This is a genomic window from Pseudomonas sp. zfem004 (assembly GCF_032621715.1).
Lineage (GTDB): Bacteria > Pseudomonadota > Gammaproteobacteria > Pseudomonadales > Pseudomonadaceae > Aquipseudomonas > Aquipseudomonas sichuanensis.
Window position 1 is genome coordinate 40,483 of sequence record NZ_JAVYJF010000014.1, and the last position, 18,438, is coordinate 58,920.

14 protein-coding genes are annotated in these 18,438 nt (G+C 61.5%); 13 read left to right on the forward strand and 1 reads right to left on the reverse strand.

The genetic code is table 11. The features are described from left to right. The first annotated feature begins 1 nt into the window (after position 1). The 9 genes from icmH to RTH46_RS16290 all read left to right on the forward strand — a co-directional run bounded on the left by icmH (position 2) and on the right by RTH46_RS16290 (position 15,496). Positions 2-871, forward strand: a complete 870-nt coding sequence (gene icmH / locus RTH46_RS16250; protein WP_110996302.1) for a type IVB secretion system protein IcmH/DotU — start codon at positions 2-4, stop codon at positions 869-871. Positions 872-885: 14 nt separating this feature from the next. Beyond that, positions 886-4,413 carry a type VI secretion system membrane subunit TssM gene (gene tssM, locus RTH46_RS16255; RefSeq protein ID WP_316906098.1) on the forward strand — a complete coding sequence of 1,176 codons (3,528 nt, stop codon included), beginning with the start codon at positions 886-888 and terminating at the stop codon, positions 4,411-4,413. After that, on the forward strand, positions 4,413-5,141 hold the full coding sequence (locus RTH46_RS16260) for a PP2C family protein-serine/threonine phosphatase (protein ID WP_279847115.1): 729 nt from the start codon (positions 4,413-4,415) through the stop codon (positions 5,139-5,141). Before tssM ends, RTH46_RS16260 begins: the two co-directional genes overlap by 1 nt. Continuing rightward, the gene (locus RTH46_RS16265) at positions 5,138-6,184 is read left to right on the forward strand and encodes a serine/threonine-protein kinase (RefSeq protein ID WP_316906099.1); all 1,047 of its coding nucleotides are present in this window, start codon (positions 5,138-5,140) and stop codon (positions 6,182-6,184) included. The genes RTH46_RS16260 and RTH46_RS16265 overlap by 4 nt, the downstream gene beginning before the upstream one ends. A 51-nt stretch (positions 6,185-6,235) precedes the next feature. Further along, on the forward strand, positions 6,236-9,247 hold the full coding sequence (locus RTH46_RS16270; RefSeq protein ID WP_316906100.1) for a type VI secretion system tip protein VgrG: 3,012 nt from the start codon (positions 6,236-6,238) through the stop codon (positions 9,245-9,247). Continuing rightward, a complete protein-coding gene (locus RTH46_RS16275) occupies positions 9,244-13,920 on the forward strand; it encodes an RHS repeat-associated core domain-containing protein (RefSeq protein ID WP_316906101.1) in 4,677 nt (1,558 codons plus the stop codon). Before RTH46_RS16270 ends, RTH46_RS16275 begins: the two co-directional genes overlap by 4 nt. Positions 13,921-13,929: 9 nt before the next feature. Further along, complete coding sequence (locus tag RTH46_RS16280) at positions 13,930-14,337, forward strand: hypothetical protein (protein WP_316906102.1); 408 nt, start codon at positions 13,930-13,932, stop codon at positions 14,335-14,337. A 310-nt stretch (positions 14,338-14,647) separates the two neighbouring features. Beyond that, the gene (locus RTH46_RS16285) at positions 14,648-15,052 is read left to right on the forward strand and encodes a hypothetical protein (protein WP_316906103.1); all 405 of its coding nucleotides are present in this window, start codon (positions 14,648-14,650) and stop codon (positions 15,050-15,052) included. Between the two features lie 60 nt (positions 15,053-15,112). Further along, complete coding sequence (locus RTH46_RS16290; RefSeq protein ID WP_316906104.1) at positions 15,113-15,496, forward strand: Imm10 family immunity protein; 384 nt, start codon at positions 15,113-15,115, stop codon at positions 15,494-15,496. Positions 15,497-15,617: 121 nt separating this feature from the next. Here RTH46_RS16290 and RTH46_RS16295 read toward each other — a convergent pair whose 3' ends face one another. Continuing rightward, the gene (locus RTH46_RS16295; RefSeq protein ID WP_316906105.1) at positions 15,618-15,896 is read right to left on the reverse strand and encodes a hypothetical protein; all 279 of its coding nucleotides are present in this window, start codon (positions 15,894-15,896) and stop codon (positions 15,618-15,620) included. 158 nt (positions 15,897-16,054) lie between these two features. Between RTH46_RS16295 and RTH46_RS16300 the strand changes: the two genes are divergently transcribed. The 4 genes from RTH46_RS16300 to RTH46_RS16315 all read left to right on the forward strand — a co-directional run bounded on the left by RTH46_RS16300 (position 16,055) and on the right by RTH46_RS16315 (position 18,257). Continuing rightward, positions 16,055-16,570, forward strand: coding sequence for a hypothetical protein (locus RTH46_RS16300; protein ID WP_316906106.1), 516 nt, complete (start codon positions 16,055-16,057; stop codon positions 16,568-16,570). A 367-nt stretch (positions 16,571-16,937) separates the two neighbouring features. Further along, the gene (locus tag RTH46_RS16305; protein WP_316906107.1) at positions 16,938-17,258 is read left to right on the forward strand and encodes a hypothetical protein; all 321 of its coding nucleotides are present in this window, start codon (positions 16,938-16,940) and stop codon (positions 17,256-17,258) included. A gap of 52 nt (positions 17,259-17,310) precedes the next feature. Continuing rightward, positions 17,311-17,619 (forward strand): hypothetical protein, encoded by a 309-nt coding sequence (locus RTH46_RS16310; protein ID WP_316906108.1) that lies wholly within the window; start codon positions 17,311-17,313, stop codon positions 17,617-17,619. Between the two features lie 323 nt (positions 17,620-17,942). Then, on the forward strand, positions 17,943-18,257 hold the full coding sequence (locus RTH46_RS16315; RefSeq protein WP_316906109.1) for a hypothetical protein: 315 nt from the start codon (positions 17,943-17,945) through the stop codon (positions 18,255-18,257). Positions 18,258-18,438: the final 181 nt, after the last annotated feature.

Genomic DNA, 18,438 nt, shown 5'->3' on the forward strand with positions numbered 1-18,438 from the left:
CATGAGCAAGGACATGGATACCCCTCAGGACGACAAGACCGTCCTGTTCAACCAGGATGGCTCGGCACCGCAAGGGCAGGCCCTGACCGCCCTGGGCAGCTCGGCGCGGGCCGAGCCGCTGGAGCAGCGCATGGTCTACTCGGCGCGCCTGCCCTCCAGCGGCAGCTTCAGCGTCGGCCTCAACCCGTTGGTGGCCGCCGCCGGCGAGCTGCTCTCGGAAGTGGTGCGGCTCAAGCACAGCGACACCGCCGAAGACCTGAACAACCTCAAGGAGCGCCTGAGCGCCTGCGTGCGCGCCTTCGAGGCACGCATCCATTACGAGGGCGTGGAGAACGGCCAGGTCACCGTGGCCCGCTACCTGCTGTGCACCGTGGTCGACGAGGCGGTGGTCACCACCCCCTGGGGCAACGAGAGCCAGTGGTCGCAGATGAGCCTGCTCAGTGCCTTCCACAACGAGACCTTCGGCGGCGAGAAGTTCTTCTCGCTGCTCGACCGCATGTCAAAGAACCCGGTCAAGCACCTGGCGATGCTCGAACTGATGTACCTGTGCCTGTCGCTCGGCTTCGAGGGCAAGTACCGGGTCATCGACCGCGGCATGTCCGAGCTCGAAGGCATCCGCGACGCCCTGTTCCGGCAGATCCGCCAGCTGCGCGGCGACGTGCCGCGTGAGCTGTCGCCGCGTTGGGAAGGGCTCGACCAGCAGCGCAACAGCCCGGTGCGCATCGTGCCGTGGTGGAGCGTGGCGTTGTTCACCCTGGTGTGCCTGGTGGTGATGTATTCCGGTTTCGCCTGGGTACTGGGCGAACAGCGCGCGACCGTCCTGCAACCCTTCCAGACGCTCGAGCAGCCAGCGGCCCAACCGCGGCAGTGACACAAGGACCTGTGATGAAGAATTTTTTCAAGAAAGTAGGCGCCTTCCTCGCCAAGACCTGGGTCTGGAGCCTGCTGCTGGTGCTGGCCCTGGCGCTGCTGGTGTGGTTCGCCGGCCCCTTGCTGGCCGTGGCCGACAACAAGTTCTGGGAAGACGCCGCCGCGCGCTTGCTGACCATCAGCGTGCTGTTTCTGGTGTGGGGCCTGTGGATGGTGTTCGCCAGCTGGCGCGCCAACAACCGCAAGCAGGAAGAGCTTGAGAGCGAGGACGGCCGCGAGCGCCTGGAACGCGAAGAGCGCAAGGACGAGGAGGCCAAGGAGATCAAGGCCCGCTTCAAGCATGCCTTGGCCACCCTCAAGAATTCGAGCCTGTATGGCGGGCGCAGCGAACGCTGGCGCCGCGACCTGCCCTGGTACCTGGTGCTCGGGCCCCAGGGTGCGGGCAAGACCAGCCTGATCGACCATTCGGGCCTGGAATTCCCGATCAACGCGCTGGAGCGCAAGCTCGCCCGTGACCCGTCCAGCGGCGACTTCTGCGATTTCTACTTCGCCGAACAGGCCGTGCTGGTGGACACCGCCGGGCGCTTCCTCAACCAGTCCGACAGCGAGATCGACGGCAGCGCCTGGCGCGTGCTGCTCGACCAGCTGCGCCTGCGCCGCCGCAACCGTCCGCTCAACGGCGTGGTGGTCACCGTGCCGCTGGACACCCTGCTGGGCGGCGAGGCGGCGGTCAACGACCTGGCGCAGAAAGTCCGCTCGCGCTTGCAGGAGCTGCGCCAGCGCCTGCACGTCGAAGTGCCGGTGTACCTGGTGCTGAGCAAGACCGACCGCCTGCAAGGCTTCGACGCCTTCTTCGACCAGCAGTCGCGCGAAGAGAACGAGCAAGTGTTCGGCATCACCTTCGGCAAGGGCCAGAACGGCGCCGACACCGAGCTGCTGGCCAAGGAATTCCAGGGCCTGCTGCAACGCCTGGGCGACCAGGTCACCCAGCGCATGCACCACGAGCGCAATACCCAGCGCCGCGCGCGCATCCTCGACTTCCCGCACCAGCTTGGGCGCATCGGCGACCAGCTGTGCCTGTTCGTCGACGCCGCCTTTACCGGCAACCGCTACCAGCGCGCCAGCCAGCTGCGCGGCTTCTACCTGACCAGCGCGCCGCACCAGGCGCCGCGGGTCGACAGCGACAACGGCTTCCACCCCGGCCAGCCCGGCCGTGGCGCGGTGCAGGGCCGCTCGCGTTTCACCCTGCAACTGTTCAGCCGGGTGATCTTCCCCGAGTACGACCTGGCCGGCCTCGACCAGCGCGAACGCCGACGCATCCACTGGGGCCAGCGCGCCGTGTACCTCGGTGCACTGGGCGCGTTGGCAGTGTTCGGCGCGCTGTGGGCCGGCAGTTTCTCCGGCAACCACGAGCGCCTGGAGCAGGTGCGTGAGCTGGGCCGCCAGTGGCAGCGCCAGCACCTCGCCCTGGATGCCCGCGATGATGCCCTGGCCGCGCTAAAGCCACTGGACACCGCCTGGCAGGCCTCCCGCGTGTTCCCCGTGCCCGGCGATGTCTCGCTGCTGCAACGCGGCGGCCTGTACCAGGGCGTGCCGGCCAACGAGGTGCTGCAACCGGCCTACCAGCGCGAGCTGGAAACCGTGCTGCTGCCCCGCGTGGCGCAGATGGTCGAAGGGCAGATCCGCAGCAACCTGAAGAACCGCGAGCGCCTGCTCAACAGCCTGCGCGCCTACCTGATGCTCGGCCTGCCCGAGCGCCGTGACCAGGCCTGGCTCAAGGACTGGGTGGCGGCTGGCTGGTCGCAGCGCTACAACGGCAACACCGCCGCCCAGGACAGCCTGAACACCCACTTCGGGCGCCTGCTCGAGCAATCCTTCGCCTATCCGCTCAACGACGCCCTGGTGGCCCAGGCCCGTCAGGTGCTGCGCGCCGAATCCCTGGCCAGCGTGGTGTACCGCGTGCTGCGCGAGCAGGCCCGCAGCCTGCCCGAATACCGCCTCAGCCAGCAGCTCGGGCCGCAGGCCGCGCAGTTCGTCGGCATCGACTACCCGATCCCCGGCTTCTACACCTCCCAGGGTTACCAGCAGTACTTCTCGGTGCAGGGCGCCAACCTGGTCAACGACATCCTGCGCGACAACTGGGTGCTGGGCGAGGGCAGCGGCATCAGCGACATGGACATGCGCCGCCTGATGGTGGAGCTGGAGCAGCTGTACTTCCGCGACTACGCCAACTACTGGGGCGAGGCGGTCAACCAGGTCGGCCTGATCCCGTTCAGCGACGCCGGCGAAGGCGCCGATCAGCTGTCGGCGCTGACCGCCGCCAACTCGCCGCTGCTGCTGTTGCTCACCGAGGTGCGCGAGAACACCCGCTTCCCGGTGCTGGCCGAATCCACCGACGAAGGCAACCCCGCCGCCGAAGCCGCCGCCAACAAGGCCGTTGCCAAGAAGCTCGGCAAGGGCGGCGCGGCCGTGGCCGGTGCCGTGGCCGACAAGGCCCGCGACGCGCTGGCCAAGAAGCCGCTGCCGGACACCGCGCGCATGGCCCTGCAACGGCGCTTCGAGCCGCTGCACCGGCTGCTCGACGACAACAACGGCCCGGGCCCCGACCTGGCACCGACCATGCAAGCGCTCAACGACCTGCAGCAGCAGCTGGCCGGCCTGGCCCGCTCCAACCAGGCCGAAGAAGCCTCGTACCAGATGGCCAAGGCACGCATGTCGGGGCAGCGTGACGCCCTGAGCAGCCTGCGCAACGGCACCGTGCGCCTGCCGCGTCCGGTGGCCGGCTGGTTCAACCTGCTGTCCGACGACATCTGGCGCATGGTGCTCAACGACACCTACACCTACCTCAACCAGCGCTACCAGAGCGAGCTGTACAGCCACTACGGCCGCACCATCGAGTCGCGCTACCCGTTCAACGCCCATGGCACCAGCGACGTGGCGATCAGCGACTTCCGCGACTTCTTCAAGGCCCAGGGCGTGGCGGACCGCTTCTTCGACACCTACATGCGCCCGTTCGTCAGCGGTGAGCCAGGCGCCTACCGCCTGCGCAGCCTCGACGGCCAGAGCCTGCCGATGACCAAGGCCTACCTCGAACAGATGAGCGCCGCCCAGACCATCCGCCAGAGCTTCTTCGCGCAGAACCCCGAAGAGCCGCAGGTGCAGTTCAAGCTCGAGCCGTACACCCTCGACCCGGCGGTGAGCCGCGCCGAGTTCCGCTTCGGCGACACGGTGATCGACTACCGCCACGGCCCGATCGTCTCCACCAGCCTGAAGTGGCCGACCGAAGCCCAGGACGGCAACACCAGCCTGACCCTGGAGCAGCTCAACGGCCGCCCCATGGCGCTGGAGAAGAACGGTGGCCCGTGGTCGCTGTTCCGCCTGCTCGACCTGATGCAGACCGAGTACCTCAAGGGCCGCGACACCATGGTGCTCAAGGCCAATGTCGGCGGCATGCGCGCCAACTACCTGCTGACCAGCCAGCGCACGCCGAACCCGTTCGACCTCAGCGTGCTGCGCGGCTTCCGCCTGCCAGGGGAGCTGTGATGCGCGCAGCCAGCCCTTGGCGCAGCGCGGCGCGCACCGACCCCGGCAAGGTCCGTGCGCGCAACGAGGACGCCTTTCTCGACTGCCCGCAGCACGGGTTGTGGGCGGTCGCCGACGGCATGGGCGGCCACGAGGCCGGCGATGTCGCCAGCCAGATGATCGTCGAGAGCCTGGCCGACCTGCCGGCCGCCAGCAGCTTCGACGAGCGCGTGCTCGCCGTGCGCCAGTGCCTGCACTGGATCAACCGGCGCCTGGGCCAGGAGCTGACGGTGAGCGTCGCCGGCCAGGCGCGGGTGATCGGCAGCACCGTGGTGACGCTGCTGCTCGACGGCCGCCGCGGTGCCTGCGTGTGGGCCGGCGACAGCCGCTGCTACCTGTGGCGCGGCCAGCGCCTGTACCAGCTGACCCGCGACCACTCGCTGCAACAGCAGCTGATGGACCAGGAACGCATGAGCGCCGAGCAGGCCCGCGAGCATCCCTCGGCCCGGGCCCTGACCCGCGCCGTCGGTGCCAGCGCCAGCCTCACCCTGGAAGTGCTGGAGTTCGATGCGCAGCCGGGCGATGTGTTCCTGCTGTGCAGCGACGGCCTCTACGACGGCCTGGAGAGCGGCGGCCTGGGCCACGCCCTGGACCTGGCCTCGCCCGGCGAGGCCCTGCAACGCCTGTTCGACACCGCCCTGGGCGGCGCGGCGAAAGACAACCTGACCGCAGTGGTGATCCACCGATGAACCTTGGCAGCGGCGACGCGCTCGACGTGCTCGACGCCCTCGAGCAGGGCAGCGAGTCGACATACTTCGCATTCACCCAGGCCAGCGAGCCCGAGCCCGCCCGCACCGGCAAGGCGCGGCGCAAGCGGCGTGGCAAGGGCCGCGCGCAACCCGCGCCGGCCCCGGCCGCACGGGCGCTGGCGCCGATCCCCGACGTGCTCGCCGGGCGCTACCGCCTGGAGCGCCTGCTCGGCGCCGGCGGCATGGGCCTGGTGTACCGCGCCCGCGACCTGTTGCAGGAGGGCTTCGGTGACCCACAGCCATTGCTGGCGGTGAAGCTGATGAGCGACCAGCTGGCCACGGCGCCCGACGCCAACGCCCTGCTGTTCAACGAGTACGCCCTCACCAGCCGCCTGCGCCACCCCAACCTGGTGCGCCTGCAAGGCTTCGCCATCGACCCGCAGAGCGAACGCGGCTTCATCACCATGGAGCTGATGCGCGGCACCTCGCTGGACCGCCTGCTGTGTGACCAGCCGCTGGGCCTGGCCTGGGCGCAAGTGCGCGAGATCGCCGTGCCGCTGCTCGACGCCCTGGCCTGCGTGCATGCGCAGGGCGTGGTGCACGGCGACCTCAAGCCCAGCAACGTGATGCTCGGCGACGATGGCCTGCGCCTGTTCGACTTCGGCCTGGGCCTGGCCCTGGACGGCCCGCTGGCCGGCCTGCCGCACCTGAGCCATGGCCGCTTCGAAGCCTGGACCCCGGCCTACGCCGCCCCCGAATTGTTCGAGGGCGGCACGCCGAGTACCGCCAGCGACCTGTATGCGGTGGCGTGCGTGCTGTACGAGCTGATTACCGGCCGCCACCCCTTCGAGCGCGTGCCGTCGCTCAAGGCCCGTGACCAGGGCATGCAGCTGGCGGCCAAGGCCCCGCCCGGCATGCCAGGCAAGGCCTGGGCCGCGCTGCGCCGGGCGCTGGCCTTCGACCCCGAGCAGCGCCGCGTCGATGCCGGGCAACTGCGCGACGCCTTTGCCGCACAAGGTTTCTGGGCCAGGCTCCGGCGCTGACGCCAGACCACGGACGCATTACCACGAATTTACGCACAGAGAGGGACAAGGATGTTTGCCGCCGCGAACCAGACCCATTTCAGCCTGCACATCGACGGGTTGGAGCATGACTTCCAAGTGCTTGCCTTCGATGGCGCGGAAGCCATCAGCCAGCCCTACGCCATCGACCTGGAGCTGGTCAGCGAGCGCCCTTCGCTGGACCTGGAAAACCTGCTGCACAAGCCCGCGTTCCTTCAGCTCGGCGACGATGGCCGKGGCCTGCACGGCCTGATCTACCGCGCCGCGCAAGGCGAGGCRGGCAAGCGCCTGACCCGCTACCAGGTSACCCTGCGCCCGCAGCTGGCGTACCTGGCCCACCGCATCAACCAGCGCATGTTCCAGCACAAGACCGTGCAGGAAATCATCGCCCAGGTGCTCGAGGAGCATGGCATCCTCGCCAACGCCTACCAATTCCAGTTGGGCGCGACGTATCCGCAGCGCGAATACTGCGTGCAGTACGACGAGTCCAACCTGCAGTTCATCCAGCGGTTGTGTGAAGAAGAAGGCATCCACTACCACTTCCGCCACAGCGCCGAGGGCCACCAACTGGTGTTCGGCGACGACCAGACCGTGTTCCCCAAACTGGCCCCGGTGGCCTACCAGCAGGATGCGGGGCTTGTCGCCGACACGCCGATGATCAAGCGCTTCGGCCTGCGCGTGGAAACCCGCACCAGCAGCGTCACCCGCCGCGACTACGACTTCAAGAAACCGCTGATCCAGCTCGAAGGCGCCGCCGACAGCCTCGACGAACCGGCTCTGGAAGACTACGACTACCCCGGCCGCTTCCTTGACCGCCCACGCGGCAAGCACCTGGCCACCCGCGCCCTGGAACGCCACCGCAGCGACTACCAGCAGGCCAGCGGSGACAGCGACCAGCCCCTGCTCGCCAGCGGGCACTTCCTGACCCTGGGCAGCCACCCCAACGCCGAGTGGAACGACCTGTGGCTGCTCACCGACGTGCGCCACCAGGGCCGCCAGCCGCAGGTACTGGAAGAGGCCATCACCAGCGACGTCGACGCCAAGTACGACGGTTTCCAGCAGGGCTATCGCAACTTCTTCGTGGTTACCCCGTGGCAGCAGCCKTACCGCCCGCCRCTGAARCACCCCAAGCCCAAGGTGCTCGGCACCCAGCGCGCCGTGGTCAGCGGCCCGGCTGGCGAAGAGATCTACTGCGACGAATTCGGCCGCATCAAGGTGCAGTTCTTCTGGGACCGCGAAGGCCAGGCCGACGACAAGTCCAGCGTATGGATGCGCGTGGCGTCGAGCTGGGCCGGGCAGGGCATCGCCGGGCTGCAATTGCCGCGCATCGGCATGGAGGTGCTGGTCAGCTTCCTCGAAGGCGACCCCGACCAGCCGCTGGTGACCGGCTGCCTGTACCACGGCGTGAACATGCCGCACTACAAGCTGCCCGACCTCAAGACCCTGGCCACCATCAAGAGCAAGGAATACAAGGGCAGCCGCGGCAACGAACTGCGCATCGACGACACCACCAGCGAAATCAGCATCGCCCTGCGCAGCGACCATGGCGCCAGTGCGCTGAACCTCGGTTACCTCACCCACCCGCGCCCCACCGGCGGCGCGCCACGTGGTGAAGGTTTCGAACTGCGCACCGACCGCCACGGCGCCATCCGCGCWGCCGGCGGYYTGYTGCTCACCACCGAGCCCCGCGCYAACGAAGCCAAGCACCACAARGACCTGCCCGARACCGCCGAACGCCTGGCCACCGCCAGCGAYCAGCAGGACAGCCTGGCGGAACTGGCCAAGCAGATGCAGGCCCAGGAGCCGGGCGACCAGGACGACGTCGCCAAGCGCTTGCACGAGCAGCACCAGGGCATCCTCGGCAGCGGCCCGGTCAACCAGAGCGCCAACGAATTCCCCGAGTTCGCCCAGCCGCACCTGGTGCTCTCCAGCCCCGCCGGTATCGCCCTGACCACCCCGGGCCCCAACCACATCACCACCGGCGAGCACCTGGCCCTGAGCAGCACCGGGCACACCAGCCTGACCGCCGGCAAGCGCCTGTTGGCCAGCGCCAGCCAAGGCATGCGCCTGTTCGTGCAGAGCCTGGGTTGGAAGCTGGTGTCGGCCTCCGGCGACATCGACATCCGCGCCCTGAAGGACAACATCAACCTGCTGGCCAAGCTCGACGTCACCGCCAACGCCGACCGCATCGTGCTCACCGCCAAGACCGAACTGGTGCTGCAGGGCGGCGGCAGCGGCACGACCTACAACGCCGGCGGCATCACCCACGTCACCAGCGCCAACTACACCGCCAAGGCCGCGCAGTTCGCCCATATCGGCGCGGCGAGCAAGGCCGGCACCTTCCCCGAGCCGCCCAAACCGGGCAAGGGCAACCTCGAGCTGTTGTACCAGTACGCCAACAGCAAGGGCGTGAAGACCGGCGACTACGACGTGATCGATGCCCTGGGCAAATCGATCAAGGGCAAGCTCGACGGCCAGGGTTTCAACATGGCCAGCGGCGCCGCCGCCGGCCCGCTGTGGGTCGACTTCGGCCTGGACCCGGCCGACACCTGGGCCGACGGCAGCCACTTTGGTGCTGGCGTCTGGCCGGCGAAGACCGACTTCAACGACATCGCCCCCGGTCAGCAGGCCGTGGTCGGCGAGGTGCTGAGCGCCGGCAAGGGCGCCGACGGCCTGCTGGGCAAGGGCCTAGCGCTGGCCCAGCAAGGCATGGACAAAGGCAAGGGATTGGTACAGAACGCGATGGCACAAGGTAAAGCGATGATCGGCCCCGGTGGCTCAGGGATGCTGGAGCAGGGCAAGGCCCTGGCCGGCACTGGCATGCAACTGGCGAAAAGCGGCCAGGCCGCGCTGCAGAAGGTGCAGCAGGTCAAGGCCGCCGTCGGCGGCGACACCGGCGCCATGGCCCAGCTGGCCAGCAATGTGGTGCCCGGCGCGGCGCCGGCGCTCAAGGCCGCCAACGCGGCCCGTCAGTTGCCGAGCCTGCCCACGCTCACCCCACCGCTCAACCCGGCGAAAAGCCTGAGCAGTGAGGTGCTGGCATGACCGACGCCAAGCAGCGCGAACCGCAGGTCGCCGTCGCCCCGCTCAACACCATCGATGCCAAGGACGTCGGCCGCGGCGCCGCCGCCTTCGACGCCTGGCTGCAATCGGTCAGCGGCGGCTACGTCACCCTCGAACGGATCAAGACCGTGGCCGGCGCATTGCCGGTGGTGGGCAATATCATGGCCCTGGTCGATGCCCTGGGCGACGTGGTGACCCTGGTCAAGAGCAAGAACCGCCAGGTGCTCGACTGGGTGAGCCTGGGCATCAACCTGATCGGCGTGCTGCCAGCGCCACCGACCATGGCCGCGGCGCGCATGAGCCTGCGCCCGACCCTGTTCCTGGTGCGGCAGGAGCTGCGCAACAGCGCCAAGATGCTGCTGGGCGATTCGCTGATCACGGTGTTGATCGGTCACCTCAACGCCACCATCGCCGGGACCATCGACGACTTCGTCAAACAGGCCCAGCCGAAAATTGCCGAGATCCTCGCCGACGCCGGTGCGTTCGGCACCAAGATGACCGGCGAGATCGCCACGGGGCTGGAAAAGGTCACCCTGGGCCAGCTGGACGCCAAGGGCGACATGTCGAAGGCGAGCAAGCAGGCGTCGGCTGCCGCCGACAAGCTGCTCAACGACCCGAAGGCGGCGTTCAGCAACTTCTTCGGCGCGGTGCACAGCGCCTACAAGGCCGCCGGCAAGGGCCTGGCCAACAGCGCGACGAGCAAGCTGCTGCCGGACGAAATCAAGACCAAGGTGCTGGCCAACACCGGCCAGCTGCGCGCCCTGGGCCCGGAGATGGCCCGGCAGCTGAACAAGCTGGCTGACCCAGGTACGCAGATGAGCATCGGCTGGATGCTCAACGTGCTGGGCGGGGCGGTGAAGGGGTTCCGCAAGCGCAACAAGAACGGCCAGCCGGGGGTTAGCAAGCCGGGGACCACCACGCAGGTGGAGCGGGAGAAGGGCAAGGGCGAGTTGGCGGTCAGTGGGTCGCAAGCGAAGGCCCAAGGGGCCTCCAGCCCGGTGAAAAGAGGCTGTCCGGAAGAAACGATGGCATTCACGCCGCGCAGCATCAGTTTCGCGCTCGGTTCCGAATTCATCGTTCATACCGACTTCAGCCTGCCAGGCCCATTCCCGATCGAATGGCAGCGCATCTATCACTCGCGCCTGGCCGAGTACGACCAGGGCAACCTTGGCGCGCGTTGGATCACCGAGTTCACCACGCGCATCGATGTAGTCGACAAGGGCATCCTGTTCCACGACTTCGATGGTCGCAGCCATGCCTTCGAGCTGCCCAAAGTGGAGCAGTCACAGTTCAACGCCATCGAAGACCTGCTGCTGATCCGCAGCCGTGAAAACGAGCTGGTGATCTGCCGTGGCTTCGACCGTAAGGAATACTACTTGCGCGTCGGTGATCGGTATTACCTGCAGAAGATCACGCTCAACAACGGTGCCGGTTGCATGTTGCACTACGAGCACCGCCACGAAGGGCGCCCGGTGCTGTCGGACATCATCACCTTCCAGGGTGACGTGAAGGATGTACTGTGCCACCTCGGTACGCTGATCGACGACCACGGCCATATCACCGGCCTGTGGGAAATGCGCGACGGCCAGCCACTGCGTCAGCTGTGCGCCTACCACTACGATGACCAGGGCGATCTGACTGCCGCCCAGGACGAGAACGGCGCGGCCTGGCACTACCAGTACCAGAATCACCTGGTGACCCGGTACACCGACCGCACCGGTCGCGGTATGAACCTGCAATGGGATGGCAGTGCCTTCGACGCCAAGGCCATTCGCGAATGGGCCGACGATGGCAGCTTCGACACGAAGCTGGAGTGGGATGAGAACATCCGCCTCACTTACGTCACCGACGCCCACGGCCAGGAGACTTGGTACTACTACGACATCCTTGGCTATCTATATCGCATCCGTTATCCGGATGAGCGTTCGGAATGGCTGTTCCGCGATGAGCGCAAGAAGCTGCTGCGCCACGTCCACCCGGATGGCAGCGAAGACCGCTATGACTACGACGAGCAAGGCAGCGTCATTCGCCATATTCGCCCTGACCATAGCCAGACGCACTTTGCCTACGATGGCCGCCGCAACCTGATCAAGATCTGCGACGCCGAGGGCGGCCTGTGGCTGCGGGACTACGACCAGAAGGGTAACCTGGTCGAGACCACCGACCCGCTGGGCAACAAGACCGAGTTCGCCTACACGCCTTCCGGGCTGGTGAAGGCGATCAAGGACGCCAACGGCAATGAGAAAAAACTGGCGTACAACGCGGCGGATCAACTGACCGAGTACACCGACTGTTCGGGCAAGACCAGTGAGTGGGTATACGACGACCTGGGTCACTTGGTGTCGTTCATCGATGCTGCCGGCAACAAGACGGCTTTCGAGCACAAGGCCGGCCAGCTGGTGAAGGTCACCCATCCGGACAACACCGAAGAGCGTTTCGAGCGCGATGCCGAAGGCCGTCTGCTGGCCCATGTCGATGCGTTGGACCGCTGCACCACCTGGGCCTACAACGCCGCTGGCATGCTGGCTGAGCGGGTGGATGCTGATGAGCGCACCTTGCGCTATCGCTGGGACAAGCTCGGGCGCTTGATCGGGCTGGAAAACCAGAACGACAGCAAGATCAGTTTCCTCTATGACCCCTTGGACCGCTTGCTGGAAGAGAAGGGCTTCGATGGCCTGACTACTCGCTACCAGTACGATCCGGACAGTGGTCGCCTGACCAGCACCCAGGTCGGCCAGCGTCGGATCGAGATCACCTACGATGCCGTGGGCCGTATCACGTCTCGAGTCGCCAGCCAGGGCGACCAGCGTCAGGAAGAGACCTTCGCCTACGACCGCAATGGCAACCTGATCCAGGCGATCAACGCGGCCAGCAAACTGCAGTGGTTCCACGACGAGGCGGGCAACCTGACCCGCGAGCATCAGTATTACCTCGGTACAGAGGTACCGATGGTCGCGGTGTGGCAGCACGAGTACGACGTGCTCAACAACCGCGTCGCGACCATCCGCCCGGACGGGCACAAGGTCAGCGTGCTCACCTATGGCAGCGGTCACGTGCTGGGCATGACCCTCGACCAGCATGAACTGCTGGCCTACGAGCGTGATGACCTGCACCGTGAAGTGGTCCGCCATCAGGGTAACCAACTGATGCAAACCCAGGCGTGGGATCCAGTGGGGCGTCTGCAGGAGCAGTTGCTGGGCAGCCATGACGGCAAGGCCACCTTGCTCAAGCGTCAGTATCAGTACGATGCCGTGGGTCAACTGACCGATATCCACGATACCCGTCGTGGTCACCTGGCCTATCGGTACGACCCGGTCGGGCGCCTGCTGCAAGCCACCAGCCGCCTCGGTGTCGAGACCTTCGCCTTCGACCCGGCCGGCAACGTGCTGGACGACAAGACCCAGGAGCTCCATCGTCCGCTGGAAAGCGATCCGCGCCGTAACAAGCTGATGGACAACCTGCTGCGTGAATACGCTGGGACCCATTACCAGTACGACGAACGCGGCAACCTGGTCCATCGGCTGCACAACGGCGAACACGCCCGACTCGGTTGGGACCTGTTCGACCGCCTGAGCCGCTTCGAAGACAGCAAGCTCAGTGTGGTGTACAGCTACGACGCCCTGGGTCGCCGTCTGCACAAGCACTCCACCGCGCATCATCAGGATGATCCGCGTGCCGGCAGTGGCTGGAACCAGATGCAGCGCGCCAAGCGCCAGCGTGAACTGGGCTGTGGCTACACCCTGTACGGTTGGGATGGCGACAACTTGGCGTGGGAAAGCTCGCCCCCGCAGGACGAAGGCGAGACCGGGCGCACGGTGCATTACCTGTATGAGCCGGGGAGTTTCGTGCCGGTCGCCCAGGCACTACGCAACAGCCCGATCCGTTTGCTGCGCGAGCCCAACTGGAGCGATCGCGAGTACGACTTCGATCAGGATCCGTTGTGGCAACAAGAGATCAAACCGCAACCGATCGATGCGATCCTCTGGTACCAATGCGACCACCTGGGCACGCCGATGGAGCTGACCGACCACACTGGAGAAGTGGCGTGGACGGCGCAGTACAAGGCCTGGGGTGAGATCAAGGAAACCCGTTCGGAGTGGGCCAAGCAGATTGGGTTGAGCAACCCGATCCGCTTCCAGGGGCAGTACCACGACCATGAGACGGGGCTGCACTACAACCGCTATCGGTACTATGATCCGAGGGCTGGACGGTTCATCAACCAGGACCCGATCAGTTACACCGGTGGCTTGAACCTGTTTGCGTATGCGCCGAACCCTGTTGAGTGGGTTGACCCGTTAGGGTTGTGGAAAGGGCAACCGCGTCAGGCGGGTGGTAAGTTTGCGGCGGGGAAAGATCCATCCAAGCCATGCCCGTGTGAATCGGATGGTACCCATGGGAATAGCCACAATTCGACCAAACCTGCGATTGGCTACACACTGAGAGATCGAAAGTCGGGTGAGGTTATGAAGTATGGCGAAACTACAATGGGTAAAAAGCGGTACACGCAAAAATACCTCGACGATAATGGTGTGGAAATGCAAGAGGAAGCATCTGGGAGCAAGAAGGAGATGCACTCTTGGCAGCATAAAAAAATCCTTGAGTATAAGGCCGCAAATGGTGGCAAGAGGCCTCCATTAAATAAAAGTGATTACTAGGAGTCACTGATGGATTTTTGGATGTCGAGCGAAAAGCACATTCTAGTAGGTGATTCAGAGAGAGTTGCGCGTAATGCAGTTGAGCCTGTTATCTCTGAGTTGCTCGAAGGTGTCGAGCTCTCATGTGGTGCAAAAAAATGGAGTGTCATAACTATAGTTATGCCCGACGAGCGGGTTGGTGATTATCCGGAAGTTAAGCGTTACCACAAGGCGAGGCAAGTTATTGAGCTTCGTGTGCAACTGCCTTTTTATGAGTTTAAAGAGGCAGGTAGCGCTGAGCAGATTGGCTTGGTGCTTGATGCATTAACGCGCTCGGTGGACATGATGAAGGAGATAAAGAGCTTGAAGATAACAGGGGAGGAATATTCCATACTTAAAAAAATCGTTGAGAAGGCCAGGTTGGAGCTCAAAGTCTAGGGCAGAATTATATAAGTCGCCGAGGGGGAGCGTGATTAATTGCTCCCAGAGGCGGCACTTATTGGCAGGCAAGTTGAGCAGATTGACCTAAACAATCCAATCCGCTTTCAGGGCCGTATCACGACTCTGAGGCTGGGCTACACTAGAACCGCAATCGCGACTATGATCCGAAAGCAGGGCGATTCATCAACTAAGAATCGATCAATTTCATCGGTGGCTTGAGCCTATTTACTTATGCGTCTGCTGGCGGTAGTAAGAGTCTATCTGTGAATAGGAGCGACAATTAAATTGGTGCTTTATGATGTTTGGAATGACCAGTGAGCAGCATGCGCTTATCGGTGATGCGGAGCATATTGCACGCAACAAAATAAAGCCAGTTATGGTGCGGCTGCTGGAAAATATTGTACTCGAATGTGGTGCGGAGAAAATGACTTTTATCTCTATCGTGATGCCTGATGAGTTGATTGCTGAGTATCCTGAAGTTAAGCGCTATCACAAAGCTAGAAGAGTCGTCGAGGCACGTGTTCAGCTTCCTTTTTATGAGTTCAAGGAGGCGGATAGTGTCCAGCAGGTGGGATTGTTGCTCGATGCGCTGGTTCGATCAATTGATATGGTTGGTAAGATAAAAAGCTTGAAGCTTACGAGGGGCGACTATCACATGCTCAAGAGCACTGTTGAAAAGGCGCGAGTACAACTGGTAGCTGACTTGCTTTGAGGTTAAGGGGGAGTAACCACTCGTCTACTACAGGCCTCCGGAAGCGGAAATAGCATAGCTATGGATAAAAAATTTACAGCGATATGTTTTAATGCCTCTAGAGAAGAGGATGCTCTGATAGTCGGTTTTGCGGATAGCCATGATGAGCCTTCGGAGTTCATCATTTTACAAAGATCGGATGAGATTGATGATCAGGATGAAGACCTTGGGCAGGATACTTATTATGTTGAGGTTGGAAGTCCGGGTGTTGCTGGTTACGGTGGCCTAAAGAAGGTAGAGATTTTTGTAGATAAGGTTGTATTTAGTTTCGTTGAAGCCCATGGGTGGGTGCAGTCACTCAACTCAGTTCAAGTCAATATTTCAAGCTCAGTCGTGGAAAGCGAAGAGATTTTTTGGGCCTTAAATGATGTTTTCATGGGGGAAGTAACTCTTCTTAGGTATTGACTTAACTCTGTATAGACGCCGGTAGCACCGCTTGCTTTGTGGCTAATGGCCTGTGCCGAGCAGGGTCTATCATCAGGGCCACCAGCTGATGCAAAACCATGCCTAAGAATCAGCAGGGCGCTTACAAGAGAAACTCCTGGGTGGTCATGACGGTAAGTCCACGCTGCTCAAGCGCTGGGATCCATTCGATGCAGTCGGCCAACAGGCCGATATCCGCGATACACGCCGTGGTCACCTGGTCTATCAGTACGATCTGGTTGGCTGCCCGCTGCAAACCACCAGCCGCCTCGGTGCCGAGACCTATGCCTTCGATCCGGCAGGCAATCTGCTGGACGAGGAAACTTAGGAACTCAATCGCACGCTGGGGAGCGATCCACGCCGTAACAAGCATGATGGACATGCGGAGGCCAGCATTATCAAAAGGTACGCAGAGAAAAAATTATATGATGATGCAGGGAAATGCTGCCAGCAGGCCAATATGCGTGAACTGCGAGGAAACAATCATGGGGTATGGTGCCAAGCCTGTGTCGCCGTTGAAGCGGAATAGGGATTGAGAGCATGAGTGATGATGAGCGAGTTGGGCTTTATGTCGTGCTGAAGTCACTTGATCGCCTTACGGTGCTGTTAGAGGGCAAAGGTATCGTAATCCCGACCGTATTTATTGGTTTGCTCGATCAGGCATGGAGGTGGCTTGCGGAAGGCAAAAAAGTCGCTCTCAAAGGGGTAGAGAAAACCATGCGAAGCACTGTTGTTGATGAGCAAGATGCTAAAGCAGAGGGTATTCTGCTAAATATGTACTTGTACGCTCAGTCAGATCTTGCTCAGTATTTCAAAGAGAGTGAATTTGAGAGCTTGGAGTGTGTGGAGGCAGCTGTTATTGATTTTTATGACTTCTATGTAGCTCAGATGCATTTGGAGAACATAGGTGGTACAGGGGCGGTAGTGTTCAGCGCCGCTCAAGAAACGGCGGTGAAGGAGGATCCGATCTTCGCCGGTGAATTATCAATGTTAAGCGCTGATCGTGCATTTGCCAAAAAACAGGTCGATTGGTCAGGTATTGAATCGACTCGTTGAGGCATTACTTTTCGCAGGGGAAATAAGTTGTTGGTGACATTTAAAGTAATTAACTCCCTACGTCTTGGCTCGATCATTGAGTGCAGGTCCAAGGCCCTCGCCAGCAGCGGCCTGAAACTGGCAAGAAGTGGCCAGGCCGCGCATGTGAAATAGAGTGTGTCTGGAGCATGTCAGTAATAAATCGTTGTCAAAAATTGAGGTGCAGAAAAATATCAGATCAAGGAAGATAAAGGTCGGGATTATATAGAGGCTGATGTTGAGGATAGCAGGTTGGAGTGGGTGGGCAAGTCCCGCTATCATAAATAATGGTTGGCGGTCAAAGGTGATATTGAACTGAGAAATCATACGGTGGTGCGAAGGAAGTTATATGAGAATTGAGAATGAAGAAATCTCCCTGAGCAGGAAAGATGTGGACGCCATATTGAGAGAGGTAGAGTTTATCTTGGTGTCGCTTGGAAGATTGAATCGGCACTATGAAAGTGAGTCAATTGCGGACCTAGCAGATTGTGAAGATTACTGTGCGGCGATCACGAAATTTGTTGATTCCGAGCGGGTGACTGACAGGTTGGCAAAAATGAGAATGATAATTTCTTCAAAATTCGATGATACGCTAGGCGATGATGATATGGATGATCTGGAGAGGGTTTTGGATAAAATTGAGTTTTGGGAGCGGCCGGGGGATGTATAGATTCGTCGGTTCAGAGTGGATCAAAATTTAACTCAGTGGGGAGGGGGAATAGTTGAGTGAAGGACAAGATGTAACAATCTCTGGTGAAGAGGCTGTAGATATTCTTTGGGAGTTGGAGTGCCTCCTGATTTCATTAAGGAATATCGGGCTGCATTACTATATGCGTGAGGAGGTTACCGCGAAAGATGAAAGGGACTATCGCGTGGAAACTGCAAGGTTTATATGTGATTCTCAAATGATTTCTAGGCTGGAGAAGATTAAAGGTAAGCTTTCGGATAGGTTTGAGGCGTGCTGTGGTCGAGAGGAGTTGGATTTGCTCCGTAAGAAGCTTAAAAGGAAACGTTTTTGGAAAGCGGAGTGATTTCTAAAGATGAAAGGGGACAGATTTGTTTTTTATTCTAATTTCTGCCGGCTGGGATCAAGGGGCGCAGAACTGAAGTTCCGGCAGAGAAATTAACTTGATTCGATAGGCTTTTTGACGGGCAAAGCAGGCGGACAACAGTCGGTTTGTGGACGAGCCTACGCAAGTCGCCGCTAAATGCATCGAGCAAAAGAATCAGGCTGGAAGTTAGGGTTGAGAAAATAAATCTGTTCCCTTTTTTAAGTGGCTGAACTCACGAAGCTCAAGGGTGTTTCACAAGCGAATCACGGTAGTGGAATAAACTCTGTCAATAGGTAAGCCAGATGAGTTACTTGAAATGTAATGTTTTTGAACTGTGCTTGAGCTATTTGATGGGTGCGTCAAGCATCAAAGCTGAGACGTTTGGCTTGAGGGCCTTTGGCGAGGCTGAGCTTAAAACAGAAAATTTTGATATGATTGGCGATGCAGATGATTTTTGTCTCTATGAGAAGGACTATCTCGCTGTCCATTTCGTGCGCTCCGTGGATGTGACACTAAAGCGTTATTTTTTCAATGGAAGAGAAAGTGGTTGTGGTATTTCTCTCTCGCCGGGTGTTCGATTAGTTCCTTTGCTGAAAGGATTATTTCACGGGGCCTAAGTGTGGAATTTTATTTGCACGAGGGTGCTCTTGATGGGGCGGTGGTGGTCGGAGGGAGTTTGATAGTAAGATTTTCTGAGAATCGCTCAGGGACGGCATACGAGGTGCGGGATTTGGGGTCGGATCAGCTCCTGAATAATGAGGGGACTGCCGTAAGCTCAATTAGAAAATCGATGTCTCG

Excerpts from the sequence above, each read along its gene's own strand:
- icmH (WP_110996302.1), top strand. The coding sequence starts at position 2 with ATGAGCAAGGACATGGATACCCCTCAGGACGACAAGACCGTCCTGTTC.
- tssM (WP_316906098.1), top strand. The coding sequence starts at position 886 with ATGAAGAATTTTTTCAAGAAAGTAGGCGCCTTCCTCGCCAAGACCTGG.
- RTH46_RS16260 (WP_279847115.1), top strand. The coding sequence starts at position 4,413 with ATGCGCGCAGCCAGCCCTTGGCGCAGCGCGGCGCGCACCGACCCCGGC.
- RTH46_RS16265 (WP_316906099.1), top strand. The coding sequence starts at position 5,138 with ATGAACCTTGGCAGCGGCGACGCGCTCGACGTGCTCGACGCCCTCGAG.
- RTH46_RS16275 (WP_316906101.1), top strand. The coding sequence starts at position 9,244 with ATGACCGACGCCAAGCAGCGCGAACCGCAGGTCGCCGTCGCCCCGCTC.
- RTH46_RS16280 (WP_316906102.1), top strand. The coding sequence starts at position 13,930 with ATGGATTTTTGGATGTCGAGCGAAAAGCACATTCTAGTAGGTGATTCA.
- RTH46_RS16285 (WP_316906103.1), top strand. The coding sequence starts at position 14,648 with ATGACCAGTGAGCAGCATGCGCTTATCGGTGATGCGGAGCATATTGCA.
- RTH46_RS16290 (WP_316906104.1), top strand. The coding sequence starts at position 15,113 with ATGGATAAAAAATTTACAGCGATATGTTTTAATGCCTCTAGAGAAGAG.
- RTH46_RS16295 (WP_316906105.1), bottom strand. The coding sequence starts at position 15,896 with ATGTCCATCATGCTTGTTACGGCGTGGATCGCTCCCCAGCGTGCGATT.
- RTH46_RS16300 (WP_316906106.1), top strand. The coding sequence starts at position 16,055 with ATGAGTGATGATGAGCGAGTTGGGCTTTATGTCGTGCTGAAGTCACTT.
- RTH46_RS16305 (WP_316906107.1), top strand. The coding sequence starts at position 16,938 with ATGAGAATTGAGAATGAAGAAATCTCCCTGAGCAGGAAAGATGTGGAC.
- RTH46_RS16315 (WP_316906109.1), top strand. The coding sequence starts at position 17,943 with ATGAGTTACTTGAAATGTAATGTTTTTGAACTGTGCTTGAGCTATTTG.